Annotated in this window: 24 protein-coding genes and 1 riboswitch; of the genes, 11 read left to right on the forward strand and 13 right to left on the reverse strand. The window is 73.4% G+C overall.

What is annotated here, in order from left to right; all coding sequences use genetic code 11:
- Positions 1-37 precede the first annotated feature (37 nt).
- Positions 38-220 carry a hypothetical protein gene (locus ACIPM1_RS21045; protein WP_356186186.1) on the reverse strand — a complete coding sequence of 61 codons (183 nt, stop codon included), beginning with the start codon at positions 218-220 and terminating at the stop codon, positions 38-40.
- Between the two features lie 445 nt (positions 221-665).
- Here ACIPM1_RS21045 and ACIPM1_RS21050 point away from each other — a divergent pair, with 445 nt between their 5' ends.
- The gene (locus tag ACIPM1_RS21050) at positions 666-2,663 is read left to right on the forward strand and encodes a HelD family protein (RefSeq protein WP_402437122.1); all 1,998 of its coding nucleotides are present in this window, start codon (positions 666-668) and stop codon (positions 2,661-2,663) included.
- 40 nt (positions 2,664-2,703) lie between these two features.
- Here ACIPM1_RS21050 and ACIPM1_RS21055 read toward each other — a convergent pair whose 3' ends face one another.
- Complete coding sequence (locus tag ACIPM1_RS21055; protein ID WP_402436893.1) at positions 2,704-3,396, reverse strand: copper homeostasis protein CutC; 693 nt, start codon at positions 3,394-3,396, stop codon at positions 2,704-2,706.
- Between the two features lie 87 nt (positions 3,397-3,483).
- Positions 3,484-4,164, reverse strand: a complete 681-nt coding sequence (locus tag ACIPM1_RS21060; protein WP_402436895.1) for a maleylpyruvate isomerase family mycothiol-dependent enzyme — start codon at positions 4,162-4,164, stop codon at positions 3,484-3,486.
- 142 nt (positions 4,165-4,306) lie between these two features.
- Between ACIPM1_RS21060 and ACIPM1_RS21065 the strand changes: the two genes are divergently transcribed.
- Positions 4,307-4,978 carry a hypothetical protein gene (locus tag ACIPM1_RS21065; RefSeq protein WP_356186195.1) on the forward strand — a complete coding sequence of 224 codons (672 nt, stop codon included), beginning with the start codon at positions 4,307-4,309 and terminating at the stop codon, positions 4,976-4,978.
- A gap of 10 nt (positions 4,979-4,988) precedes the next feature.
- On the forward strand, positions 4,989-6,056 hold the full coding sequence (locus ACIPM1_RS21070; protein ID WP_402436898.1) for a GNAT family N-acetyltransferase: 1,068 nt from the start codon (positions 4,989-4,991) through the stop codon (positions 6,054-6,056).
- On the opposite strand, the gene ACIPM1_RS21075 is transcribed toward ACIPM1_RS21070, so the two are convergent.
- Together ACIPM1_RS21075 and ACIPM1_RS21080 are read right to left on the reverse strand one after the other, a co-directional pair.
- The gene (locus tag ACIPM1_RS21075; RefSeq protein ID WP_402436900.1) at positions 6,038-6,316 is read right to left on the reverse strand and encodes a DUF4031 domain-containing protein; all 279 of its coding nucleotides are present in this window, start codon (positions 6,314-6,316) and stop codon (positions 6,038-6,040) included. The two genes, ACIPM1_RS21070 and ACIPM1_RS21075, sit on opposite strands and share 19 nt — an antisense overlap.
- Positions 6,317-6,374: 58 nt before the next feature.
- Entirely contained in the window at positions 6,375-6,755 is a 381-nt protein-coding gene (locus ACIPM1_RS21080; RefSeq protein ID WP_402436902.1) for a hypothetical protein, read from the reverse strand.
- Between the two features lie 56 nt (positions 6,756-6,811).
- On the opposite strand from ACIPM1_RS21080, the gene ACIPM1_RS21085 reads away from it, so the two are divergent.
- The 3 genes from ACIPM1_RS21085 (at position 6,812) to ACIPM1_RS21095 (ending at position 9,510) form a co-directional block, all read left to right on the forward strand.
- On the forward strand, positions 6,812-7,744 hold the full coding sequence (locus ACIPM1_RS21085; RefSeq protein ID WP_402436904.1) for a MurR/RpiR family transcriptional regulator: 933 nt from the start codon (positions 6,812-6,814) through the stop codon (positions 7,742-7,744).
- A gap of 174 nt (positions 7,745-7,918) precedes the next feature.
- Positions 7,919-8,854, forward strand: coding sequence for an N-acetylmuramic acid 6-phosphate etherase (murQ, locus tag ACIPM1_RS21090; protein WP_402436906.1), 936 nt, complete (start codon positions 7,919-7,921; stop codon positions 8,852-8,854).
- A gap of 71 nt (positions 8,855-8,925) precedes the next feature.
- Entirely contained in the window at positions 8,926-9,510 is a 585-nt protein-coding gene (locus tag ACIPM1_RS21095; protein WP_402436908.1) for a hypothetical protein, read from the forward strand.
- Positions 9,511-9,528: 18 nt separating this feature from the next.
- On the opposite strand, the gene ACIPM1_RS21100 is transcribed toward ACIPM1_RS21095, so the two are convergent.
- The 5 genes from ACIPM1_RS21100 to thrC all read right to left on the reverse strand — a co-directional run bounded on the left by ACIPM1_RS21100 (position 9,529) and on the right by thrC (position 15,137).
- Complete coding sequence (locus ACIPM1_RS21100; RefSeq protein WP_402436910.1) at positions 9,529-10,656, reverse strand: NADH:flavin oxidoreductase; 1,128 nt, start codon at positions 10,654-10,656, stop codon at positions 9,529-9,531.
- Positions 10,657-10,865: 209 nt separating this feature from the next.
- Positions 10,866-12,488 (reverse strand): chaperonin GroEL, encoded by a 1,623-nt coding sequence (groL, locus tag ACIPM1_RS21105; protein ID WP_356186216.1) that lies wholly within the window; start codon positions 12,486-12,488, stop codon positions 10,866-10,868.
- Between the two features lie 459 nt (positions 12,489-12,947).
- Positions 12,948-13,151, reverse strand: coding sequence for a cold-shock protein (locus ACIPM1_RS21110; RefSeq protein ID WP_004986573.1), 204 nt, complete (start codon positions 13,149-13,151; stop codon positions 12,948-12,950).
- A gap of 430 nt (positions 13,152-13,581) precedes the next feature.
- Positions 13,582-13,857, reverse strand: a complete 276-nt coding sequence (locus tag ACIPM1_RS21115) for a MoaD/ThiS family protein (RefSeq protein WP_402436912.1) — start codon at positions 13,855-13,857, stop codon at positions 13,582-13,584.
- On the reverse strand, positions 13,854-15,137 hold the full coding sequence (gene thrC, locus ACIPM1_RS21120) for a threonine synthase (RefSeq protein WP_402436914.1): 1,284 nt from the start codon (positions 15,135-15,137) through the stop codon (positions 13,854-13,856). Before thrC ends, ACIPM1_RS21115 begins: the two co-directional genes overlap by 4 nt.
- Positions 15,138-15,154: 17 nt before the next feature.
- Positions 15,155-15,323: riboswitch (SAM riboswitch) on the reverse strand.
- Positions 15,324-15,491: 168 nt separating this feature from the next.
- On the opposite strand from thrC, the gene ACIPM1_RS21125 reads away from it, so the two are divergent.
- Both ACIPM1_RS21125 and ACIPM1_RS21130 read left to right on the forward strand, forming a co-directional pair.
- Entirely contained in the window at positions 15,492-16,436 is a 945-nt protein-coding gene (locus ACIPM1_RS21125) for a glucosyl-3-phosphoglycerate synthase (RefSeq protein WP_402437124.1), read from the forward strand.
- An 82-nt stretch (positions 16,437-16,518) separates the two neighbouring features.
- Positions 16,519-17,958, forward strand: coding sequence for a trehalose-6-phosphate synthase (locus ACIPM1_RS21130; protein WP_402436916.1), 1,440 nt, complete (start codon positions 16,519-16,521; stop codon positions 17,956-17,958).
- 76 nt (positions 17,959-18,034) lie between these two features.
- On the opposite strand, the gene otsB is transcribed toward ACIPM1_RS21130, so the two are convergent.
- The 3 genes from otsB to ACIPM1_RS21145 all read right to left on the reverse strand — a co-directional run bounded on the left by otsB (position 18,035) and on the right by ACIPM1_RS21145 (position 20,660).
- Positions 18,035-18,910 carry a trehalose-phosphatase gene (gene otsB / locus ACIPM1_RS21135; protein WP_402436918.1) on the reverse strand — a complete coding sequence of 292 codons (876 nt, stop codon included), beginning with the start codon at positions 18,908-18,910 and terminating at the stop codon, positions 18,035-18,037.
- A 72-nt stretch (positions 18,911-18,982) separates the two neighbouring features.
- Positions 18,983-19,222, reverse strand: a complete 240-nt coding sequence (locus ACIPM1_RS21140) for a DUF3263 domain-containing protein (protein ID WP_356186231.1) — start codon at positions 19,220-19,222, stop codon at positions 18,983-18,985.
- 190 nt (positions 19,223-19,412) lie between these two features.
- Entirely contained in the window at positions 19,413-20,660 is a 1,248-nt protein-coding gene (locus tag ACIPM1_RS21145; protein WP_402436920.1) for an extracellular solute-binding protein, read from the reverse strand.
- A gap of 181 nt (positions 20,661-20,841) precedes the next feature.
- On the opposite strand from ACIPM1_RS21145, the gene ACIPM1_RS21150 reads away from it, so the two are divergent.
- The 3 genes from ACIPM1_RS21150 (at position 20,842) to ACIPM1_RS21160 (ending at position 23,986) form a co-directional block, all read left to right on the forward strand.
- Positions 20,842-21,789 (forward strand): ROK family protein, encoded by a 948-nt coding sequence (locus ACIPM1_RS21150; RefSeq protein ID WP_402436922.1) that lies wholly within the window; start codon positions 20,842-20,844, stop codon positions 21,787-21,789.
- On the forward strand, positions 21,789-22,934 hold the full coding sequence (nagA, locus tag ACIPM1_RS21155) for an N-acetylglucosamine-6-phosphate deacetylase (RefSeq protein WP_402436924.1): 1,146 nt from the start codon (positions 21,789-21,791) through the stop codon (positions 22,932-22,934). The genes ACIPM1_RS21150 and nagA overlap by 1 nt, the downstream gene beginning before the upstream one ends.
- Before the next feature lie 122 nt (positions 22,935-23,056).
- Complete coding sequence (locus ACIPM1_RS21160; RefSeq protein ID WP_402436926.1) at positions 23,057-23,986, forward strand: 1-phosphofructokinase family hexose kinase; 930 nt, start codon at positions 23,057-23,059, stop codon at positions 23,984-23,986.

The following is a 23,986-nucleotide window of genomic DNA, read 5'->3' on the forward strand; positions in this document are numbered from 1 at the left end:
CCGTCGTCCGTTCTTCCACGGACCCGACCCTAGTTGGTCACTTGCGGCGGACGCCCGCCTCCTCGCCGTATTCGCCCAGGACGACCACGTCGAACACGGCGCCCGCGAAGACCTTGACGGCCCGCAGGGCGTCGCCCAGACGGTGGTGGTGGTCGCCCCGGACGGCGGTGGCACCGGCCGGGCGTCCAGAGGAAGCGGGGTGGAAGGTCGCTGCGCTCATGACTCAATGGTGGAACTCGGGGCACCGGGCCGGCATCGGTCCGCGGCGCCGGCCCCTTCGCCCGCTGGGTACCCCTCGGGAGGGAGCGCACCCCTCCCGAGGGCGGACGCCCCCGGGCGGCACCCCGTAGGGGGTGCCTCGTCCCGGAGGGGCCTCCCCCCGCCCGGCTTCCGCCGGAGGATGGACGGCCGCACAATTCATTGGCCTCCGCCACCCGGGGCGTCCTAGAATCTCCGCTCTTGCCCGCCTCCCTCGCGGAGCGCCGCCGTCCGGACGGAAACCGGCCGGCCCTCACCGCAGCCGCCCGTCCCGCAGGTCCACCGGAGGCACCCCCTTGTCGTCCTCGTCCCCGTCCGCCGGCCCCGATGTCCCGCCCGGCCCCGCCGACGACCCGCTGGCCCGTGAAAGATCCCATCTGACCGCCTCCCGCGGCGCGTTGCGGGCGATGCGCGAGGACGTCGAGTCGCTCGACATCCGCGACGTCACCGCGAACTGGGTCAACGCCGCCGTCCTCGCCCGGCAGATCGACGACCGCATCAAGGCACTGGCCGACCTCAGCGACACCCCGCTGTTCTTCGGCCGCCTCGACTACCTGCACCCGCCGGGCGCGGACCGGGCCGAGGGCGCGGAGGGAGAGCGGTTCTACATCGGGCGCCGGCACGTGCACGACGCGGACGGCGACCCGATGGTGATCGACTGGCGCGCGCCGGTCTCGCAGCCGTTCTACCGGGCGTCCAGGAAGGACCCGATGGACGTCGGGCTGCGCCGCCGCTTCGGCTACACGGGCGGCGACCTCACGGCGTACGAGGACGAGCACCTGTCCGACCCGGCGGAGGCGGCCGGCACCAGCAAGCTGCTCCAGCAGGAGATCGAGCGCCCCCGCGTGGGCCCGATGCGCGACATCGTCGCCACCATCCAGCCCGAGCAGGACGAGATCGTGCGCGGCGGCCTGTCCGGCACCGTCTGCGTGCAGGGCGGCCCGGGCACCGGGAAGACCGCGGTCGGCCTGCACCGGGTCGCCTACCTCCTGTACGCCCACCGGGAGCGGCTCGCCCGCACCGGCACCCTGGTCATCGGCCCGAACCGGTCCTTCCTGCACTACATCGAGCAAGTGCTGCCCGCACTTGGCGAGTTGACGGTGCGGCAGGCCACGGTGGACGACCTGGTGGCCCATGTGGAGGTGCGCGGCGCGGACGAGGCGGCGGCGGCGCTCGTCAAGGGCGACGCCCGGATGGCCGAGGTGCTGCGCCGGGCGGTGTACGCGCAGGTGGCCCTGCCGGACGAGCCGGTCGTGGTGGTGCGCGGCTCACGCCGCTGGCGCGTCCCGGCGTACGAACTCCAGGACATCGTGCGCGAGTTGCTGGACCGCGGGATCCGCTACGGGGCGGCCCGCGAGGCCCTGCCGCAGCGCATCGCACACGCCGTGCTGGTGCAGATGGAACGCGCGGGCGAGGCCCCCGACGACCGGGTGCAGGACGCCGTGGCCCGCAACGCGGCGGTGAAGGCCGCCGTGAAGGCGATCTGGCCGCCGGTCGATCCGGCCAGGCTCGTCCTGCGGCTGCTGACCGACGGGGACTTCCTCGCCGAGCACGCGGCGGGGATCCTCACCGAGGAGGAGCGCAGGACGATCCTGTGGGCGAGGCCCGTGCGGTCGGTGAAGTCCGCCCGGTGGTCGGCCGCGGACGCGGTGCTCGTCGACGAGGCGGCCGACCTGGTGGAGCGCACGCACTCGCTGGGGCACGTGGTGCTGGACGAGGCGCAGGACCTCTCGCCCATGCAGTACCGGGCGGTCGGGCGCCGCTGCACGACCGGTTCCGCGACCGTCCTCGGCGACCTGGCGCAGGGCACCACGCCGTGGGCGACCCGGACCTGGGAGGAGGCCCTGGCCCACCTCGGCAAGTCCGACGGCCTGATCGAGGAGCTGACCGCGGGGTTCCGCGTGCCGACGGACGTCATCACGTACGCCTCCCGGCTGCTCCCGCACATCGCCCCGGGCCTGACGCCGGTCGCGTCGGTGCGGGAGAACCCGGGCTTCTTCGAGGTCCGCCCGGTCACCGAGGACACCGAAGTCGTCGCCGCGTGCGAGGAGTTGCTGCGCAACGAGGGTTCGACGGGCCTGATCGCCGCCGACGCCCGCGTCCCGGCCCTGGCCGAGGCGCTCACCGCGGCGGGCCTGACCCACCTCTCCCCCGGCGAGGAGACGACCCGGCGGACCCGGCTCACCCTGGTCCCGGCCTCCCTGGCCAAGGGCCTGGAGTACGACTACGTGGTGCTGGACGAACCGGGCGCCGTGGTCGACGGCGAACCCGACGAGCGCACCGGCCTGCGCCGCCTCTACGTCTCCCTGACCCGGGCGGTGTCGGGCCTGATCGTGACCCACGCGGCCCCGCTGCCCGAGCAGCTGGCCGAGGCCGGCGGTGCGGTCCTGACGGCGACGGTCTGAGGTCCCGGCCCGCGCCCGGCGGCCGTCCCGCGCCCGTCGCTCATCCCGCGTCGAGGACCGCGCGCCACCGCGCCACCGCGTCGGCGCCGACCGGGCCGGTCCAGCCGCCGGGGCGGGCCGCACCGCCGATGTGGAAGGCGTCGATGCCGGCGGCCCGCAGCGGCGGGACGTGGTCGAGGCGCAGTCCGCCGCCGACCATGATCCGCTGCTCGTACCCGGGCTGCCCGCTCCGGGCCGCCTCCGCGACCAGGACCGGGAGCCCGTCGTCCACCCCGCCCGCCGCCCCGGCGGTCAGATAGGTGTCCAGGCCGGGCTGGCCCTCCAGCCGTTTGCGCAGCGTCTCGCGGTCGGCGGCCCGGTCGATGGCGCGGTGGAAGGTCCACCGGCACCCCTCCAGTACGCCGACCAGCCGCTCCACGGCCGCCAGGTCCACCCCGCCGTCCGCGTCGAGGAACCCGAGCACGAACTCCTCGGCGCCCGCCGCCCGCAACTCCCCGGCGATCCCCGCCAGCCGCTCCACGTCGTCCGCGGCGAACCCGTCCGCGAGCCGCAGCATCACCCGCAGCGGGATGTCGACGGCGGCACGGATCCCGGCGAACGTCGCGGCCGACGGGGTGAGCCCGTCGGCCGCCATGTCGGTGACCAGTTCGAGGCGGTCCGCGCCCCCGGCCTGGGCGGCCACCGCGTCCTCGGCGTCGAGGGCGATCACCTCCAGGACTGCACGCGTGCTCATAGGACCCCTTTCCTCGGCTTCCCCTGGAGCGGACAGGTCTAGTCCAATCTCAGAGTACGCCCGCGGGGTTCCGGAGCCGAGGACCGGTCACCCGAAGATGTTCAGTTCCCCCTTCTCCGCGCCGGCGAGTTCGTACCCGGCGCCGCCGTCCGGCACCGGGCGGCCCGCGTAGAGCCGTACCAGCGTGGCGGAGTCGCCGATGTACCGCGCCGGGGGCCGCTCCCCGCTCAGGTCGCCGAAACGCAGCGGCTCGTCCCGGTCGTCGAGGTCGGCGTGCAGCGGCAGATGGCCCTTCTCGCGGGTGGCGCGGGCCAGGAGCACGAGCGCGTGCGGCTGTCCGGGACCGGCGTACGCCCCCGGCTCGCCGAGCGTCTCGCGCACGTCGCCCGAGTGCACCCACTCACCCAGCGCCAGCGTGTCCAGCACCCCGCCGGCCGCGGCGATCACCGGCCCGGCCTCGGTCATCCCCCGCTCCAGCTCGTCCACGACCATCGCGTTGGTCCACTCGGCCCGCTCGGCGATGTCCCGGTCGTTGCTCTCGGGCGAGAACACGCCCCGGCCCAGCCGGCCCTCCACCGCCCTGAGCAGCGCGGCGGAACAGTGCGCGAGCACGTCCCGCACCGTCCAACCCGGACACGCCGCGGTCGGCAGCGCGAAGTCCGCCTCCGGCCTGGCCCGCAGCAGCGGGATCAGCACATCCCGCTCGGTCGTGAGCAGCCGCCCGGGCAGCTCGGGGTCCCGTTCGTCTTGCGCGTCGACAGAAGTCATGCCGTCCACGCTAGGTCCTGTCGTCAACCGCGCGGGAAAAGGCCGCACGGAAGAGAACCGCTCGGGAGAGGGAGCCGCACGGGAGAGGGAGCCGCACCCGAGAGAGCCGCACGGAAACGGGCCGCACGGGAGAATGGGACCCATGGCCGATCACGCCGACCCCGACGCCCTGCGCGACCGTTTCGCCCGCGCCCTGGAGAACGCCCGCGGCCCCGGCGGCGGTCCCGACCCGGCGCCGTACGCCGACAACCTGCTCGCGCGCTGGCGGGAGCCGCAGCGGCACTACCACACGCTCACGCACCTCACCGCGGTCCTCGACCACATCGACGTACTGGAGGCGCACGCGGACGATCCGGACGTGGTCCGCCTCGCGGCCTGGTTCCACGACGCGGTGTACCTCCCGGACCGGTCCGAGAACGAGGAGCGCTCGGCCCGCCTCGCCGAACGCGCGCTGGCCGAGGCCGGCGTCCCGGCGGGGAAGACCGCCGAGGCCGCCCGGCTGGTGCGGCTGACCGTCACCCACGACCCGGCCGACGACGACCGGAACGGCCAGGTCCTGTGCGACGCCGACCTGGCGATCCTCGCCGCGCCGCCGTCCGCGTACGCCGCCTACACCGCCGCCGTGCGCGAGGAGTACCACTTCGTGCCCGGCGACGCCTTCCGCACCGGCCGCTCCGCGGTCCTGCGCGAACTCCTCGCGCTGCCCAGCCTGTTCAGGACCCCGCACGGGCGGCGGGCGTGGGAGCCGACGGCCCGGTACAACCTCGCCGGCGAGCTGGAAATGCTGTCGCTTCCGGAGCGGCCCGGTGCATAGGCTGCGGCCCATGCGTGCATGGGGCGGGGAACAGGTGGAGGCGGCCGTCGCGGGCGCCGTGGCGCTGCTGCGGACGGCGACGGACCGGGACTGGGACGGCGTACCGGCCGGGCGGCTGGAGTGGAGCTGCCGGCGGACCGCCGAGCACATCGCGAGCGATCTGATCGCCTACGCCGGGCAGTTGGCCGGGCGGGCTCAGTCCGCGTACGTCCCCTTCGACATCACGCTCGACGAGGGCACCGACAACGCGGGCGCCCTGGACGTGATCGAGGCCACCGGCACCCTGCTCGCCGCCGCCGTCCGCACCACTCCGCGTCAGGTGCGGGCCTTCCACCCGTACCCCTTCCGCAGCGCGAACCGCGAGGGCTTCGCCGCGATGGGCGTGGCAGAGGTGCTGCTGCACACGCACGACATCGCCCAGGGGCTGGGCCTGCCCTACGAGCCGCCCGCGGAGCTGTGCGAGGACGTGCTCACCCGCCTCTTCCCGCACGTGCAGCCGGGCGCGGAGCCCTGGGCGACCCTGCTGTGGGCCACCGGCCGCGCAGAACTGCCCGGCCGCGCCCCGGTCACCGGGTGGAAGTGGAGCAACCCGCTCGCGATCCCCGCCGAGGGGCTCACCCTGGAGGGCGTCACCCCGGCCGCCGCCCGCGACCTGAGCGCCGGCGGGGACGGCGGTTTCCCGTGGGTGGAGGACGGCCCGTTCCAGGGCACCAGGGGGGCCGCCGGGATGGTGGCGAAGGCGTACGAGGCGGGGCTGCACCGGCCGGAGTGGGGGATGTTCGTCCTGGTGCGGCGGGAGGACGGCCGCGCGGTCGGCGGGATGGGCTTCCACGGACCTCCGGACGAGGAGGGCCGGGTCGAGATCGGCTACGACCTCGCCGTGGCCGCCCGCGGCAACGGCCACGCCACCGAGGCGCTGCGGGCCCTGACGGCGTGGGCGCGGGCCCGGGACGAGGTCCGGGTGCTGTTCGCCACCGTCGAACGGGACAACCTCCCCTCGCAACGGGTCCTCGGACGCGCCGGGTTCACCCGGGTGGGCACGGACGGGGAACTTTTCGCCTACGAACTGCGCGACTGAGCACGGCCCTTGGGGCGGCGGAGCCCGGACGCGTACAGCAGCCGCACCACTTCGCGGCTGCTGACCTCGACCGCTCCGGCCGCGACCGCGTCCGCGTGGCGGTGGGACGGGAGGTCGTAGTGGTCGCGTTCGAAGGCACGGCGCGGGACGCCCAGGCGCTCGGCGAAGCGGTGGAGCTCGTCGTAGGAGACGTCGCTGACGAGGTGGGACCACATCCGGCCGTGGCCGGGCCAGATCGGCGGATCGATGTAGACGGTCACCGGGCCACCGCCGGGCGCCCGCTCGCTGCCCGCGGCACCACCGCCGGGCCGGCCGCCCTCATGACGACGGCCCGCCGAGCGCCCGCCCGAGGGCCCCGACCGGCGCGACCTTCACCCCCGCCTGGGAGCACACCCAGTGCGGGTCGGGACCCAGCTCCGGTTCGACGTCCAGCGCGTGCGGGTCGCCGCCGCCGCACACCGGGCACAGCGGCCAGCGGCCGTACCGCTCCAGCAGCGCGTCCTGGACGTCCTGCGCGACCAGCCCGGCCACGTACGCCGCGCCGTCCGGCCACTGCTCCACCCACCAGCGGCGCTGCACCACGGACTCCTCCACCAGTGAGACGACGTCCGCCTCGGCGACCTCCCCCGCGACCAGATCGGCGAGGACGAGGGCGCGGGCGGCGTGCAGGGCCTGCTCCAAGGGGCTGATGGGGTCCATGCCTCCATTGTGCGCACTCTTGACCGCGCCACTGGAACGAAAATATCTTTCATCATGTGACCCAGGACGTGAAGGAAATTTTCGCAAGCGGGAGCGCCCCGGGCGGCGGGCCCCCCGCGCCCGCCGCGCTCGCGGCCAAGGTCCGCACCCTCGCCCCCACGATGACCCGCTCCATGCAGCGCGTCGCCGAGGCCGTGGCGAGCGACCCGGCCGGCTGCGCGGCCCTCACGGTCACCGGTCTCGCCGAGCTCACCGGCACCAGCGAGGCCACCGTCGTGCGCACCGCCCGCCTGCTCGGCTACCCCGGCTACCGCGACCTGCGCCTGGCCCTCGCCGGGCTCGCCGCCCAGCAGCAGTCCGGCCGCGCGCCCGCGATCACCACGGACATCGCGGTGGACGACCCGATCGCCGACGTCGTCGCCAAGCTCGCCTACGACGAGCAGCAGACCCTCGCCGACACCGCCGCCGGGCTCGACACCGTGCAGCTCGGGGCGGCCGTCACCGCGCTGGCCGCCGCCCGCCGCACCGACGTGTACGGCATCGGCGCCTCCGGCCTGGTCGCCCAGGACCTCACCCAGAAACTGCTGCGCATAGGGCTCATAGCCCACGCGCACAGCGACCCGCACCTCGCCGTCACCAACGCCGTGCAACTGCGCGCGGGGGACGTGGCGATCGCGATCACCCACTCGGGCTCGACCGGCGACGTCATCGAACCGCTGCGCGTCGCCTTCGAGCACGGCGCCACCACCATCGCCGTCACCGGCCGGCCCGACGCGCCCGTCACCCAGTACGCCGACCACGTCCTGACCACCTCGACGGCCCGCGAGAGCGAGCTGCGCCCGGCGGCGATGTCGTCCCGGACCAGCCAACTGCTCGTTGTGGACTGCCTGTTCGTGGGCGTGGCACAGCGGACCTACGAGACGGCCGCACCGGCGCTCGCCGCCTCCTACGAGGCGCTGGCCCACCGGCACCGCAGCTCGTCGCGGTAGACCTGCCGCGACCGGCCGTCGTGGGACGGAGGGGCGACCGCCCGGGGACGGTCCGCGTCCGCCCTCCGGGAGACCGCCCGCGAGGCGCCGTCCTGCGCCCTGCCGTCCGCCCGTCCTGCCGCCCCGGCGGCGTCGCACCACCCGCACCGGAAAGCACTGGAGAGAGCCGCTCCCATGACCTCCACGCCCCACTACCGTGAGCTGCGCGCCGAGTTGGAGGCGCTGACGACCGAGGCGTTCCGTCCTGAGCTGTCCGAGATCGACCGGCTGCCCACGCGGGAGATCGCCCGGCTGATGAACGCCGAGGACGCGACCGTGCCCGCGGCCGTGGCCGAGCGGCTGCCGCAGATCGCCGCCGCCATCGACGCGGTGGCCGAGCGGATGGCGCGGGGCGGCCGGCTGATCTACGCCGGCGCCGGCACCGCGGGCCGCCTCGGCGTCCTGGACGCCTCCGAGTGCCCGCCCACCTTCAACACGGACCCCGCGCGGGTCACCGGCCTGATCGCGGGCGGCCCCGAGGCCATGGTGACCTCGGTCGAGGGCGCCGAGGACTCCCGGGACCTGGCGGTCGAGGCCCTCGACGCGCTCGGCCTCACCCCCGACGACACGGTGGTCGGCGTCTCGGCCTCCGGCCGCACCCCGTACGCCATCGGCGCGGTCGAGCACGCCCGGGCGCGGGGCGCGCTGACGATCGGCCTGGCCTGCAACGCGGACAGCGCGCTGGCGGCGGCCGCCGAGCACGGCATCGAGATCGTCGTCGGCCCGGAACTGCTCACCGGCTCCACCCGGCTGAAGGCGGGCACCGCCCAGAAACTCGTCCTGAACATGATCTCGACGATCACGATGATCCGCCTGGGCAAGACCTACGGAAACCTGATGGTCGACGTACGAGCCTCCAACGAGAAGCTGCGGGCCCGCTCGCGCCGCATCGTCGCCCTCGCCACGGGCGCCCCGGACGCCGAGATCGAACGCGCCCTGGCCGCCACCGACGGCGAGGTGAAGAACGCGATCCTGACCCTTCTGACCGGAGCCGACGCCCCCACGGCCGCCCGCCTCCTGCGCGACTCCGACGGCCACCTGCGCGCGGCCCTGGAGGCGGCACGGGGCTGAGGGGCCCCGGGTCAGGGTCCGACAAGCCGCCTCTGTGGCCCACCGGCACCCGGATTGCGCACACTGGCTCCATGAACCACGCCCAGCTCACCGCCCTCGGCCGTGCTCTCCGTCTGCTCGGGGAGCACGGGGAGGCGCTCGGTGCCGACACGGCCGACGCCAAGCTGCACGAGATCAGGGCGGACGTGCGGCGCGCGCTCGATCTGCTGGAGGAGAGCGTCGGCGCAGCCGCCCCCGCGACCCGGTGCCCCGAGCACCCGAACGGTCCGGTGGACGAGGGCGCCCCGGATCTGTGCCTGCTCTGCGAGACCCGGCGGCGGGCCGCCCGCCGGTCGCAGGTGAACGAGGCCTATCCGGCGTACGAGCGTCCCGCCGCCGGGCCCGTGGAGCGCACCCCCTCCCGCTACGGCGTCCGCGCCGACCGTCCGCAGCCCCAGCAGCGGTGGCTGCCGGAGCTGTGGAACGGGCGGGAGTGGCGGTTGTGCGGGACGCCGCGCCGGGACCGGCGGGAGGCCGAGGCGTTCGTCAACGCCCAGCGCCGCGCCCCGCGCGCCGCCATGGCCTACCGGCTCGTGCACGAGTTCACCGACTACGAGGTGGTGCGGATGTGGGGCACCCCGGTACGGGTGGACATCGAGCCGATGGGGAACGCCTAGGAGCCGTCCGGCGCCGCGTCAGCTCAGCGTCTTCAGCGCCGCGGCGTCGTAGGGCTGCAGCTCGTCGAGGCGGCCGGCGAGGACCTTCGCCGCCCACTCGGGGTCCTGGAGCAGCGCGCGGCCCACGGCCACCATGTCGAACTCGTCGTTCTCCATACGGTCCAGCAGGTTGTCCAGGCTGCCCACGGCCGCGCCCTCGCCCTGGAACGCCTTGATGAAGTCGCCGTCGAGGCCGACCGAGCCGACGGAGACGACCTGCTTGCCCGTCAGCTTCTTCGTCCAGCCCGCGAGGTTGAGGTCCGAGCCCTCGAACTCCGGGAGCCAGTAGCGGCGGGTGGAGGCGTGGAAGACGTCCACGCCGGCCGCGGCGAGCGGGGTGAGGATCGCCTCCAGCTCCTCCGGGGTCTCGGCCAGGCGCGCGTCGTACGCCTCCTGCTTCCACTGCGAGTAGCGGAAGAGGACGGGGAACTCGGGCGACACCCGCTCGCGCACCGCCGCGACGATCTCCGCGGCGAACCGCGTACGGGCCACCGGGTCGCCGCCGTAGGCGTCGGTGCGGCGGTTGGTGCCGGCCCACAGGAACTGGTCGAGCAGATAGCCGTGGGCGCCGTGCAGCTCCACGCCGTCGAAGCCGATGCGCTCGGCGTCGGCCGCGGCCTGGGCGAAGGCGCCGATGACGGCGTCGATGTCGGCCCGGGTCATGGGCGTGGCGTCCTCGGTGCCGTCCACGCGCAGCCCGGAGGGGCCGTGGGAGGGGGCGTCCGGGTTGGGGTTCTGGCCCTGCTTGCGGACCGTGCCGATGTGCCACAGCTGCGGCACGATGGTGCCGCCCGCCTGGTGCACCGCCTCGGCGACCTTCGCCCAGCCGGCCAGCTGCTCCTCGCCGTGGAACCGGGGCACGCGGCTGCTGCCGCCGGCCGAGTCGTGCCCCACGTACGTGCCCTCGGTGACGATCAGGCCGACGCCCGCGGCGGCGCGGCGGGCGTAGTACGACAGCACGTCCTCGCCGGGGACGCCGCCGGGCGAGAACATCCGGGTCATCGGCGCCATGACGATCCGGTTGGGGACGGTCAGGCCGTTCAGCGTGACGGGGCGGGAGAGGATCCTGGCCGCGCGGGAGGCGGACTCGGTGGCGGTGACGGTCATGCGGGGGGTCTCCTCTTGCAGAGCAGTCGGGTACCGGATGGTATGTGCACGCGCATGAACTGCACGCACCGACGTCAACCCCGCCGCCCCGGCCCGGAATTCCGGCCCGGCACACCTGTGACCCGGAACACGCCCGAGGGCGGCGCCCCCTGTCGGAACAGGGGACGCCGCCCTCGGTACGTGAAGGACGGTACCGATCCTCGGAAGGATCAGAAGTCCATGTCACCGCCCGGCATGCCGCCGCCGGCCGGCGCGGCGGCCTTCTCCGGCTTGTCGGCGATGACGGCCTCGGTGGTGAGGAACAGCGCGGCGATGGAGGCGGCGTTCTGCAGCGCGGAACGGGTCACCTTCGCCGGGTCGATGATGCCCTCGGCGATCATGTCGACGTACTCGCCGGTCGCGGCGTTCAGGCCGTGGCCGACGGTCAGGTTGCGGACCTTCTCCACGACGACGCCGCCCTCGAGACCACCGTTGACGGCGATCTGCTTGAGCGGGGCCTCCAGCGCGAGCTTCACGGCGTTGGCGCCGGTCGCCTCGTCGCCCTGGAGCTCCAGCTTCTCGAAGACCTGGGAGGCCTGCAGCAGGGCCACGCCACCACCGGCGACGATGCCCTCCTCGACGGCCGCCTTCGCGTTGCGGACGGCGTCCTCGATGCGGTGCTTGCGCTCCTTGAGCTCGACCTCGGTGGCGGCGCCGGCCTTGATGACCGCGACGCCGCCGGCGAGCTTCGCCAGGCGCTCCTGCAGCTTCTCGCGGTCGTAGTCGGAGTCGCTGTTCTCGATCTCGGCGCGGATCTGGTTCACGCGGCCCTGCACCTGCTCCGGGGAGCCGGCGCCGTCGACGATGGTGGTCTCGTCCTTGGTGATGACGACCTTGCGGGCGCGGCCCAGGAGGTCCAGGCTCGCGTTCTCCAGCTTGAGGCCGACCTCCTCGGAGATGACCTCGCCGCCCGTGAGGATGGCGATGTCGCCGAGCATGGCCTTGCGGCGGTCGCCGAAGCCCGGGGCCTTGACGGCGACGGACTTGAAGGTGCCGCGGATCTTGTTGACGACCAGGGTCGACAGGGCCTCGCCCTCGACGTCCTCGGCGATGATCAGCAGCGGCTTGCCCGACTGCATGACCTTCTCGAGGAGCGGGAGCAGGTCCTTGACCGAGGAGATCTTGGAGTTGGCGATGAGGATGTAGGGGTCCTCGAGCGCCGCCTCCATACGCTCCATGTCGGTGGCGAAGTAGGCGGAGATGTAGCCCTTGTCGAAGCGCATGCCCTCGGTGAGCTCGAGCTCCAGACCGAAGGTCTGCGACTCCTCGACGGTGATGACGCCTTCCTTGCCGACCTTGTCCATGGCCTCGGCGATGAGCTCGCCGATCTGGGTGTCGGCGGCGGAGATGGAGGCGGTGGAGGCGATCTGCTCCTTGGTCTCGACCTCCTTGGCCTGGTCGAGCAGGGCGGCGGAGACGGCCTCGACGGCCTTCTCGATACCGCGCTTCAGCGCCATCGGGTTGGCGCCGGCGGCGACGTTGCGCAGGCCTTCCTTGACCAGGGCCTGGGCGAGAACGGTCGCGGTGGTCGTACCGTCACCGGCGACGTCGTCCGTCTTCTTGGCGACTTCCTTGACCAGCTCGGCGCCGATCTTCTCGTACGGGTCCTCGAGCTCGATCTCCTTGGCGATGGAGACACCGTCGTTGGTGATCGTGGGGGCACCCCACTTCTTCTCGAGGACGACGTTGCGGCCCTTGGGGCCGAGGGTCACCTTGACGGCGTCCGCGAGCTGGTTCATGCCGCGCTCGAGGCCTCGCCGCGCCTCCTCGTCGAACGCGATGATCTTGGCCATGTGAAGTGGTCCCTCCAGGACTGGGGGTGATTACTTCGGACCGCGCCCGCGCCCGCGACGGACGGCCCCGACCGGAGGTTCCTTGCCCCACCCGGTCCGTGGCCTCACCGACCCGGTCCTTCGTTGTCACTCTCACCTTCAGAGTGCTAACGCCAATGATTAGCACTCGGCACCCGAGAGTGCAAGCGCCCGCGAAGCGGGCTCGTCGAGGGGTGGCGGTCGGGCGACGGCTGGGAGCAAGCGCCCGCGAAGCGGGCTCGTTGAGGGGCGATGGTCGGGCGACGGGTGGGCGCAAGCGCCTACGGGGGTGCGGGGGGGGCTCAGCCGCGCGCGAACACGGGCGCGCCGCCGCACCGGAGCGGAGGGCGGGCACGCCGAAGGGCCCGCACCCCTCGAGGTGTGCACCTCGGGGCGCGGGCCCTTCGATCAGAAGAACGTCGCTTGCGGTGGTCGCGCGATTCAGGCCGTGACGCGGACCATGTCGGCCTGCGGACCCTTCTGGCCCTGCGAGATCTCGAACTCGACCCGCTGGCCCTCTTCCAGCGTGCGGTAGCCGTCCATCTGGATCGCGCTGTAGTGGACGAAGACGTCCGCACCACCGTCGACCGCGATGAAGCCGTACCCCTTCTCCGCGTTGAACCATTTGACGGTGCCCTGAGCCATGCCTAACTCCCCTATTACTGGCCCTTGCACAGATCCACACTTCGCGGATCCGGGTCAGACCTCCGCCCCCATGGATTGGGGGCGTGCGCCGGAACGCGTCGACCGCGGCTGAATGTATCCGTTCAACTGCCGTCTGCAACAGGTCAGTCGGACGAGAAATCTGGGCACGACCGATCCGGAATCTCCCGAGAATTCGCCCGAATTCAGGTCAAGTCGGACCGGGCAAAGGGAGCGTATGACGCAAAAGCCCCGCACAGTTTGGCTACTTCTTGTCGCCGGTGCGGCAGGTTTCCAGGGCCAACGATCTTCGGATCAGCGACGCGTTCCCCAACTGTACCGCGCTCAATCACGCTGAATTGCCCCCTCCGCTTCTCTTACGGAGGGGGCAATTCGATGAACTCTCGGTGACGGCGGTTACCGAAGGTAATGATCAGCCGCCGGCGACCGCCGGAATGATGGACACGCCCGCGCCCTCCGGGGTGGCCGTCTCCAGGCCCTGCTCGAACCGGACGTCGTCGTCGTTGACGTAGACGTTGACGAAGCGGCGCAGCCTGCCCTGGTCGTCCAGGACGCGCGCGGCGATGCCGGTGTGGTTCTTCTCCAGGTCGGCGATGACCTCGCCGAGGGTCGCGCCGTCGGCGTTCACCTCGGCCCGGCCGCCGGTGTAGGTGCGCAGGATGGTGGGGATGCGAACGGTCACGCTCATGCGAGGCCAGCCTCTCGGAAGGAGTCCAGGTTCGGGCGGATGGTCGCGGTGAGGCCGGTGCCCGCCACCGCGTCCAGGGTCTTCAGGCCGTCCCCGGTGTTCAGGACGACGGTGGTCTTCGCCGGGTCCAGCACACCGTTCTCGATCAGCTTGCGCGTGACGCCCACCGTCACCCCGCCCGCCGTCTCCGCGAAGATGCCCTCGGTCCGGGCGAGCAGCCTGATGGCGTCCACCACCTGCTCGTCGGTCACGTCCTCCACGGCGCCGCCGGTGCGGCGCGCGATGTCCAGGACGTACGGGCCGTCGGCCGGGTTGCCGATGGCGAGGGACTTGGCGATGGTGTCCGGCTTCTGCGGGCGGACCACGTCGTGGCCCGCCTTGTAGGCGGTGGACACGGGGGAGCAGCCCTGGGCCTGGGCGCCGAAGATCTTGTACGGCCGGTCCTCGACCAGACCGAGCGCGATCAGCTCCTGGAGGCCCTTGTCGATCTTCGTGAGCTGCGAGCCGGAGGCGATCGGGACGACGATCTGGTCCGGCAGCCGCCAGCCGAGCTGCTCGCAGATCTCGTACGCCAGCGTCTTGGAGCCCTCGGCGTAGTACGGCCGCAGGTTGACGTTGACGAAGCCCCAGCCCTCGCCGGCCGGGTCGCCGATCAGCTCGGAGCAGAAACGGTTCACGTCGTCGTAGTTGCCCTCGATGCCGACGAGCTCGCCGCCGTAGACCGCGGCCATGACGACCTTGCCCTGCTCCAGGTCGTGCGGGATGAACACGCAGGAGCGGAGGCCGGCGCGGGCGGCCGCGGCGCCGACGGCGCCGGCCAGGTTGCCGGTGGAGGAGCAGGACAGGGTGGTGAAGCCGAAGGCGCGGGCGGCCTCCAGGGCCTGGGCGACGACCCGGTCCTTGAAGGAGTGCGTCGGGTTGCCGGAGTCGTCCTTGACGTACAGCCCGCCGGTCACGCCGAGCTCGCGGGCCAGGTTGTCGGCCTGCACCAGCTTGGTCCAGCCCGGGTTCAGGTTCGGCTTGGTCGCCACGTCGGCGGGGACGGGCAGCAGCGGCGCGTAGCGCCAGATGTTCGCGGGGCCCGCCTCGATCCGCTTGCGCAGCTCCTCGGTGTCGTACGCCGAGAAGTCGTAGGCGATCTCCAGCGGGCCGAAACACTCCTCGCAGGCGAAGACCGGGCCGAGCGGCACCCGGTGGCCGCACTCACGGCAGCTCAAGGCCGCGGCGGGACCGAGGTCGACGGTGGAGTCGGTGCTGCTTGCAACAGTCTGCACAGCCATGGAGGCGAGGCCCTTTCTCCTCATCTTCCTCACGACGCATCTCGCCGTGAGACGGATTTGGCACCTTCCCTAGCCGGGAGCCTCGCGGTGACGATCGCTGTGCGCGCACAGCGATGGATACGAGAACCGGCTGGAGGGTTGCCGGGGCTTCATCGGGCCGTGTCCCTCTGCCCCTCTGGATGAGCGGTATGCGGTTGTTGAGCGGCGGCGACCCCCGACATGCGATGGTCATCCGCGTTGTTCAAGACTGTAACCGAAGGCCAGGACAGTTGAGATAGTCGTCCGAACCGCGAGACGGAGCACAGGACCCGTGTGATCCGTCCCGTGATCCGAATCAGTGAGGAGCCGCCGACCGTGCTGGAAGAAGTCGAGGGCTGGCTGAGGACACGCTCCTGGTCCGTGACCGATCGCCCGCTGCACCGGATCCTGGCCGCCAAGCGCGCGAGCGGCTCGTCGGTCAGCGTCGTGCTGCCCGCGCTCAACGAGGAGGAGACGGTCGGCGAGATCGTCGCCGTGATCCGTCACGACCTGATGCGGCAGGCCCCGCTCGTCGACGAGATCGTCGTCGTCGACTCGGGCTCCACCGACCGCACGTCCGAGGTGGCCGCCGCCGCGGGCGCCCGGGTCGTCCACCGCGACGACGTCCTGCCGCGCATCCCGGCCGTCCCGGGCAAGGGCGAGGTGCTGTGGCGCTCGCTGCTCGCCACCGAGGGGGACATCGTCTGCTTCGTCGACGCCGACCTGAGGGAGTTCTCCTCCGACTTCGTCACGGGGATCGTCGGCCCGCTGCTCACCGACCCGGACGTCGACCTGGTGAAGGCGATGTACGACCGCCCGCTGGGCGGCGCCGCGGGGCAGGGCGGCCGGGTCACCGAGCTGATGGCTCGCCCGCTGCTCAACATGCACTGGCCGCAGCTGGCCGGCTTCGTGCAGCCGCTCGGCGGCGAGTACGCGGCCCGCCGCTCGCTGCTCGAACAGCTGCCCTTCCCGGTCGGGTACGGGGTCGAACTGGGGATGCTGGTCGACGCGCTGCACCTGGTCGGCCTGGACGCGCTCGCCCAGGTGGACGTCGGTGTGCGCAGGCACCGGCACCAGGACGGGCAGGCGCTCGGCCGAATGGCCGCCGCGATCTACCGCACCGCCCAGCTCCGGCTGGCCCGCGGCCATCTGATCCGGCCCGCCCTCACCCAGTTCGAGCGGGGCGAGGAGGGCTTCGAGCCGCGGACGTACCCGGTGGACACCGAGGAGCGGCCGCCGATGATCGAGATAGCGGAGTACGCCGCCCGGAAGGTGGCGTGAAACATCGTCCCGGCCGTATACGGCCACCCACCAAGCGGAACCGTACGTTTGAGCGTTTGAGGGCCGGGCTAGGTTGAGGCGTATGGCTTCTACGCACGGTGCCGAGGTGCTGGTCGCGTCCAATCGCGGCCCGGTTTCGTACGAGCTGCTCGAGGACGGTTCGCTGCGGGCCCGACGCGGAGGCGGAGGGCTGGTGTCCGGGTTGTCGGCGATCGGCCCCGAGGCGGGCGCGGTGTGGGTGTGCGCCGCGCTCGGCGACGCCGACCGCGAGGCGGCCCGCCGCTTCGAGGGAGGCCGCAGGCTGCCGTCCGACGCGACCGGCGGGCAGCAGGTCCGGATGCTCGACATCGACGCGGCGGTCTTCGCCGACGCCTACAACGGCATCGCCAACTCGGTGCTCTGGTTCGTCCACCACATGCTCTACCAGACGCCGCTCGAGCCGGTCTTCGACGCGGAGTTCCGCCGGCAGTGGGCGTCCTACGAGGCGTACAACCTGGCCTTCGCCGAGGCGCTGGCGGAGGAGGCCGCCGAGGGGGCGGCCGTGGTGGTGCAGGACTACCACCTGACGCTGGTCCCGGGGATGCTGCGCGACTTCCGGCCGGACGTGCGGATCGGCCATTTCTCGCACACGCCGTGGGCGCCGGTGGACTACTTCCGGATGCTGCCCGACGACATCGCCGAGCAGGTGCTGCGCGGGATGCTGGGCGCGGACCGCCTCGGCTTCCTCACCCGGCGGTGGGCTGACGCGTTCACCGGCTGCTGCGATGCGCTCGTCGACGGGCTCGGCGGTACCCGGGTCGGGGTGCACGGTCTCGGCGCGGACGCCGAGTTCCTTCGGGAGCGGGCGCACCGCGCCGACGTCGACGAGCGGATGGCGGCACTGCGCGAGGAGATCGGCACGGCCCCCGACGGGGCCCCGCGCCGCACCGTCGTGCGCGTGGACCGCACCGAGCTGTCGAAGAACATCGTGCGGGGGCTGCTGGCCTACGAGCAGCTGCTGGAGGACCGCCCCGAGTGGCGGGAGCGGGTGACGCACCTCGCCTTCGCCTACCCCTCCCGGCAGGACCTCGCCGTCTACCGGGACTACACCGCCGAGGTCCAGCGGGTGGCCCAGGAGATCAACGACCGGTTCGGCACGCCCGGGTGGACCCCGGTCGTGCTGCACGTCCGGGACGACTTCGCGCGCTCGCTCGCCGCGTACCGGCTCGCCGACGTGGCCCTGGTGAACCCCATCCGGGACGGCATGAACCTGGTCGCCAAGGAGGTGCCCGTCGTCTCCGACGCCGGGTGCGCGCTGGTGCTCTCCCGGGAGGCGGGGGCGTACGCGGAGCTCGGCGAGGACGCGGTCGTCGTCAACCCCTACGACGTGACCGGCACGGCCCGCGCCCTGCACGAGGCCCTGACCATGCCGGCGCACGAGCGCGCGGAGCGCTCCAAGCGGCTGGCCGCGGCGGCCACCGCGCTGCCGCCCGCCCAGTGGTTCCTGGACCAGCTGACCGAGCTGAACGGCCGACCGGACTGAACCGGGGCGGGGACGGCCGCCGGGGCCGGTCGGAGGATCGGGCCCAGCGCGCCGAGAGCCGGTCCGGCGACGGAGCTCAGTCCAGCTTCTCCGCCAGGTCCCGCAGCAGGGCCACGACCCCGGCCGGGCCGTCCACCACCACGTCGGCCCGCTCCGCCAGTTCCGTCACCTCGCTGCTGCCGCTGCACACCAGCAGGCCCGGCACGCCGTCGGAGCGGAGCTTGTCGACCGTGGCGAAGGCCGACAGGTCGCCCAGGTCGTCACCGGCGTAGAGGACCGAGGTGGCGGCGACGTCACGGACGCAGTCGAGGAGGGCGACGCCCTTGTCCATGCCCGGCGGGCGCAGCTCCAGGACCATGCGGCCGGGCTCGACGATCAGGCCGTGCCGGGCGGCGAGGTCGGTGAGCGGGTCGCGGAGCAGCTCGAAGGCGGCCTGCGGGTCGTCGGCGCGGCGGGTGTGCACGGCGACGGACCGGCCCTTCTCCTCGACCCAGGTGCCGTGTCCGGCGCCGACGCGGTCGAGGAGCCCCGGCAGTTCGGCGCGGACGGCGGCGACGCCGGGGTGCGGGGGCGGGGCGGTGACGGTGCCGGTGGCCGCCTCCCAGCGCTCGGCGCCGTAGTGGCCGAGGACGACGAGATGCTCCAGGCCGGGTACGCCCGCGAAGCCGCCGTGCCGCACGGCGACGTCGGCCGGACGGCCGGTGACCACCGCCACGGCGGCCACCTTCGGGGCGAGCGCGGCGATCGCGGGCACCGCCTCCGGGTGCGCCCGGGCCTGGTCCGGGTCCGGCACGATCGGCGCGAGCGTGCCGTCGAAGTCGAGTGCGATCACCGCGCTCCGGGGTCGCGCGAGGATCGCGGCGAGCCCGTCCCGCCCGGCCTGCGTGGCGGGCGTCGGCAGGGAGGGGGTGGGGGTGGTCGAGTCTGCTGCGTGACTGTCCTGGCTGCCCATACGGCGAACCTATCCACGCGGGGCCGGACGCACTCCTCGACGCCCCGGTCCCGGCCGGTCCCGCCCCCGCTCTCAGCGCTCGCCGCGGCGGGCCTCCCGCACCCGGCGCAGGCGGTTCACCGTGACCGGGTCGTGGGCGAGCGCGCGGGTGTCGTCGAGGAGGGCGTTGAGGAGCTGGTAGTAGCGGACGGGGGACAGGCCCAGCTCCTCGCGGATGGCCCGCTCCTTGGCGCCGGGTCCGGGGAACCCGCGCCGCTCCAGGGCGAGGATGTCCCGCTCCCGCCGGCCGAGCACGTCCTGGTCGTCGTCCATACCGGCACGGTAACCGCCACCACCGACAGCGAGACGGGTTCAGGCCGTCCGGCGTTTGAGGACGAGCCCGTTCAGGCCGACAGCGGGGTCCGGGGCACGGCCCCCGAAGCGACGCCCGCCCCCCCCACGCACCAACGCCCGGCAACCGCACCGGGCACCCGGCGCCCCACGACACCGCCCCCGGCAGGGTCTACCGCTCCGCGCTCTCCGCCGAGGACGCCCGCGCCTGGAGCCCGCCGAGAACCCCGGCGGGGCTCCCACCGGAGGTGACCGCCTCGCCGATGCGGCGCTTGACGTCCGCGCTGACCTCGGCCCAGGAGGTGTTCCCCACCGGGTAGAGCTGTGCGAGCGGAAGCTCCGCCAGGAACGGCCGGAGCTTGGCGTCCTCCTCGGACGCGGCCATCGCCTCCGAGGCGGAGGTGGTGACGGGCAGCAGGTCGTAGCGGCGGGAGAAGTCGAGGACGTTCCCGCGGCTGTAGACGAAGTCGAGGAAGTCGCCGATCTCGTCGCGGTGGCCGTTCTTCTTGAAGGCCATCATCCAGTCGGTGACGCCCATGGTGGCCTTGGCCGCGCCTTCCCGCCCCGGCATCGGCACCATGCCGAACTTCACGCCCTTCCTGGCGGCCTGCTGCATCAGCGTGGGGTGGCCGTCGAGCATCCCGACCCGGCCGTCGGCGAAGGCGGCGAACGCGTCCGCGCGGTTGAGCCTGCCCGGGGCGACCGGCCCGGTCAGGTCCTTGCCGACGAGTTCGTCCTTGAGCCAGTCGAAGGTCTGGACGTTCTGCGCCGAGTCGATGGTGTACGTGCCGATGTCGTCGGTGTAGCCGGTGCTGCCGCCGCTGAGCATCCACTGCATGGTCTCGGCCTGCGCCTCCTCCGGGCCGAGCGGCAGCGCGTACGGGTACTTCACGCCCTCGGCCTTCAGCGCCCGGGCGTCGGCCGCGAGCTCGTCCCACGTCCGCGGCGGGGTGAGCCCGGCCCTGGCGAAGAGGGTCTTGTTGTAGAAGAGGACGCGGGTGGAGGCCGCGAACGGGATGCCGTACTGCACGTGCCGCAGTTCCCCGGCGTCGGCGAGCCGGCCGAGGAGGTCGGCCTGGACGGGGATGGAGAGCACGTCGTCGGCCTTGTAGAGCAGGTTGTCGGCCGCGTAGTCGGCGTACGCGCCGATCTGCGCCAGGTCCGGGGCGTGGCCCGCGGCGACCATCTCCTTGACCTTGCGGTCCACGTCGTTCCAGGAGTAGACGCTGACCTCGACCTTCACGTCCGGGTGCCGCGCCTCGTAGTCCTTGACCAGCTGGTCCCAGTACTTCCGCGAGCTGTTGGCCGCGGAGTCGCCGTAGTCGGCGGCGACGAGTCTGAGGGTGACGTCGGAGGAGCCGGTGCTCCCGCAGCCGCCGAGGACCGCCGTCATGCCCAGTGCGGACACCACCGCGATCATTCCTGTCCTACGCCGCTGCACTGCCTGTTCCGCCCCAACCGCTGTCGCCCGCCGAACGCGGACGCACAGAAACCGAACCTGTGTCCCCGCAAGGCGAAACCTTTTCGAATGATCAGCCATAAGGTCTACACCACGCGAGTGGACTAGACCTCTTCCGGGTCAAAGGGTCACACTGTCCCCCGTGAGACACGTCATCGCCCTCGATGTGGGCGGCACCGGCATGAAGGCCGCCCTGGTCGCGGCCGACGGCGGCCTGCTGCACCAGGCGCGCCGGGCGACCGGCCGGGAGCACGGGCCCGACGCGGTGGTCGAGGAGATCCTGGGCTTCGTCGCCGAGCTGCGCGCGCTGGGCGCGGAGCGCTTCGGCGAACCCGCCCGCGCCGCCGGCGTCGCCGTCCCCGGCATCGTCGACGCGGAGCACGGCGTCGCCGTCTACGCGGCCAACCTGGGCTGGCGCGACGTCCCGCTGCGCGCGCTGCTCGGCGAGCGGCTGTCGGGCGTTCCCGTCGCCCTCGGCCACGACGTGCGCACCGGCGGGCTCGCCGAGGGCCGGATCGGCGCGGGCCGGGGCACCGACCGGTTCCTCTTCGTCCCGCTGGGCACCGGGATCGCCGGGGCCATCGGCATCGAGGGCCGGGTGGAGGCGGGCGCGCACGGCTTCGCGGGCGAGATCGGGCACATCGTCGTACGGCCCGGGGGCACCCCCTGTCCGTGCGGGCAGCGCGGCTGTCTGGAGCGGTTCGCCTCCGCGGCCGCGGTCGGCCAGGCCTGGGCCGCGGCCTGCGGGGACCCCGGCGCGGACGCGGCGGACTGCGCCAAGGCCGTCGAGTCCGGGGACCCGCGGGCGCGGGCGGTCTGGCAGGAGGCCGTGGACGCGCTGGCCGACGGCCTGGTCACCGCGCTCACCCTGCTGGACCCGCGCACGCTCATCATCGGCGGCGGGCTCGCCGAGGCCGGGGAGACCCTGTTCGCGCCCCTGCGGGAGGCCGTCCGGCGGCGCGTCACCTTCCAGAAGCTGCCCGCCGTCGTTCCCGCGGCCCTCGGGGACACCGCCGGCTGCCTGGGTGCGGGCCTCCTCGCCTGGGATCTCCTGAACACCCCTACGACTCCTGCGGAGGTAACCGCCTGATGGCCCCTAGCAAGGTTCTCGCCGGCGCCCGGGTGGTCCTGCCCGGCGGAGTCGTGGACGACGGCCGCCTGGTCGTCGAGGGCACCCGGATCGCCGAGGACGCGCCCGCGGGCGCGCCGGTCCTCGACCTGCGGGGCCACTGGCTGGTCCCCGGCTTCGTCGACCTGCACAACCACGGGGGCGGCGGCGCGTCCTTCACCTCCGGGACCGTCGACGAGGTCCTCCACGGCATCCGCACCCACCGCCGGCACGGCACGACCACGCTGGTCGCCTCCACCGTCACCGGCGAGATGGACTTCCTCGTCCAGCGGGCCGGACTGCTGTCCGAACTGGCCGAGCAGGGCGACCTCGCCGGGATCCACTTCGAGGGCCCGTTCATCTCGCCGTGCCGCAAGGGCGCGCACTCCGAGGAGCTGCTGCGCGACCCGGACCCGGCCGAGGTGCGCAAGCTGGTCGACGCCGGGCGCGGCCAGGCCCGGATGATGACCCTGGCCGCCGAGCTGCCCGGCGGCCTCGACTCCGTACGGCTGCTCGCCGAGCACGGGGTGATCGCGGCGATCGGGCACACCGACGCGACCTACGAGCAGACGGTGCGGGCGATCGACGCGGGGGCGACCGTGGCCACCCACCTGTTCAACGCCATGCCCGCCCTGGGCCACCGCTCCCCCGGCCCGATCGCCGCCCTGCTGGAGGACGAGCGGGTCACGGTCGAGCTGATCAACGACGGCACCCATCTGCACCCGGCCGCCCTGGAACTGGCGTTCCATCACGCGGGCGCGGAGCGGGTCGCGTTCATCACCGACGCGATGGACGCGGCCGGCTTCGGCGACGGCCGCTATCTGCTCGGCCCGCTGGAGGTCGAGGTCGCCGACGGGGTGGCACGGCTGGTGGAGGGCGGCTCGATCGCGGGTTCGACACTCACCCTGGACCGGGCCTTCAAGCGGGCGGTGACCGTCGACCGGCTGCCGGTACCGGACGTGGTGGCCGCACTGTCGGCCAACCCGGCCCGGCTGCTCGGCCTGGCCGACCGGGTGGGCTCGCTGGAGCCCGGCAAGGACGCGGACCTGGTACTGCTGGACGAGGAGTTCGACCTCAAGGGGGTCATGCGGCACGGCGAATGGGTGGTCGATCCCCAACTGGGCTGATCCGTCCGGCCGTACGGCGGCGGTGACGGGGCGGGAGGGCTGGGCCCGCCGCCGTCTGTTTGGCATGATCGAACCTCCGGCACGTCGCGCCAGGCGCCTGCACCCGGGGGAGGTCCGCCCACGTGATCCTCACGGTCACGCTGAACACCGCTCTCGACATCACCTATCGGGTGCCGTCGCTGCGGCCGCACGCCGCGCACCGGGTGGCCGAGGTGGTGGAGCGGCCCGGCGGCAAGGGACTGAACGTGGCCCGGGTGCTGGCCGCCCTCGGCCACGAGGTGACGGTCACCGGCTTCGCGGGCGGGGCCACCGGACGCGTCGTGCGCGACCGGCTCGCCGGGGTGCCGGGCGTGGCGGACGCGCTGGTCCCGGTGGCCGGGGCGACCCGGCGGACCGTGGCGGTCGTGGACCAGCGGACCGGCGACACCACCCAGCTCAACGAACCCGGGCCGCTCGTCGCGCCCGCCGAGTGGGCCGCCTTCCAGAACGTGTACGAAGAGCTGCTCGGCTCGGTCACGGCGGTGGCGCTGTGCGGCAGCCTGCCGCCGGGGGTGCCGGTGGGCGCCTACGCCGGGCTGGTGCGCACCGCGCGCACCGCGGGCGTGCCCGTGCTGCTGGACACCAGCGGGGAGCCGCTGCGCCGGGCGGTGGCCGCGCGTCCCGACATCATCAAGCCGAACGCGGACGAGCTGGCCGAACTCACCGGCGCGCACGAGCCGTTGCGCGCCGCCCAGGACGCCCGCCGGCGCGGTGCCCGCGCGGTCGTGGCCTCCCTGGGCGCCGACGGCCTCCTCGCCCACACACCCGAGGGCCTCTGGCGGGCCACTCCCCCGGCCCACGTCCGCGGCAACCCCACGGGCGCCGGCGACTCGGCGGTCGCGGGGCTGCTGTCCGGCCTGGCCGAGCACCTCCCCTGGCCGAGCCGCCTGGCCCGCGCCGCCGCCCTGGCCACGGCCACGGTCCTCGCCCCGGCGGCGGGCGAGTTCGACCGCGCGACGTACGAGAAGCTCGTGGACCGGGTGTCGGTGACGGGCGGGGTCAGCGCGGCGTGA

The organism is Streptomyces sp. NPDC086766 (assembly GCF_044746005.1).
GTDB lineage: Bacteria > Actinomycetota > Actinomycetes > Streptomycetales > Streptomycetaceae > Streptomyces.

Coding starts and splice junctions, on each gene's coding strand:
- otsB (WP_402436918.1), bottom strand. CDS start 18,910: ATGGGCAGCCAGGACAGTCACGCAGCAGACTCGACCACCCCCACCCCC.
- ACIPM1_RS21115 (WP_402436912.1), bottom strand. CDS start 13,857: ATGAGCGTGACCGTTCGCATCCCCACCATCCTGCGCACCTACACCGGC.
- ACIPM1_RS21130 (WP_402436916.1), top strand. CDS start 16,519: ATGGCTTCTACGCACGGTGCCGAGGTGCTGGTCGCGTCCAATCGCGGC.
- nagA (WP_402436924.1), top strand. CDS start 21,789: ATGGCCCCTAGCAAGGTTCTCGCCGGCGCCCGGGTGGTCCTGCCCGGC.
- ACIPM1_RS21050 (WP_402437122.1), top strand. CDS start 666: ATGCGCGAGGACGTCGAGTCGCTCGACATCCGCGACGTCACCGCGAAC.
- ACIPM1_RS21055 (WP_402436893.1), bottom strand. CDS start 3,396: ATGAGCACGCGTGCAGTCCTGGAGGTGATCGCCCTCGACGCCGAGGAC.
- ACIPM1_RS21140 (WP_356186231.1), bottom strand. CDS start 19,222: ATGGACGACGACCAGGACGTGCTCGGCCGGCGGGAGCGGGACATCCTC.
- ACIPM1_RS21060 (WP_402436895.1), bottom strand. CDS start 4,164: ATGACTTCTGTCGACGCGCAAGACGAACGGGACCCCGAGCTGCCCGGG.
- ACIPM1_RS21110 (WP_004986573.1), bottom strand. CDS start 13,151: ATGGCTCAGGGCACCGTCAAATGGTTCAACGCGGAGAAGGGGTACGGC.
- ACIPM1_RS21045 (WP_356186186.1), bottom strand. CDS start 220: ATGAGCGCAGCGACCTTCCACCCCGCTTCCTCTGGACGCCCGGCCGGT.
- ACIPM1_RS21080 (WP_402436902.1), bottom strand. CDS start 6,755: ATGGACCCCATCAGCCCCTTGGAGCAGGCCCTGCACGCCGCCCGCGCC.
- ACIPM1_RS21100 (WP_402436910.1), bottom strand. CDS start 10,656: ATGACCGTCACCGCCACCGAGTCCGCCTCCCGCGCGGCCAGGATCCTC.
- thrC (WP_402436914.1), bottom strand. CDS start 15,137: ATGGCTGTGCAGACTGTTGCAAGCAGCACCGACTCCACCGTCGACCTC.
- ACIPM1_RS21070 (WP_402436898.1), top strand. CDS start 4,989: ATGCGTGCATGGGGCGGGGAACAGGTGGAGGCGGCCGTCGCGGGCGCC.
- groL (WP_356186216.1), bottom strand. CDS start 12,488: ATGGCCAAGATCATCGCGTTCGACGAGGAGGCGCGGCGAGGCCTCGAG.
- ACIPM1_RS21065 (WP_356186195.1), top strand. CDS start 4,307: ATGGCCGATCACGCCGACCCCGACGCCCTGCGCGACCGTTTCGCCCGC.
- murQ (WP_402436906.1), top strand. CDS start 7,919: ATGACCTCCACGCCCCACTACCGTGAGCTGCGCGCCGAGTTGGAGGCG.
- ACIPM1_RS21095 (WP_402436908.1), top strand. CDS start 8,926: ATGAACCACGCCCAGCTCACCGCCCTCGGCCGTGCTCTCCGTCTGCTC.
- ACIPM1_RS21145 (WP_402436920.1), bottom strand. CDS start 20,660: ATGATCGCGGTGGTGTCCGCACTGGGCATGACGGCGGTCCTCGGCGGC.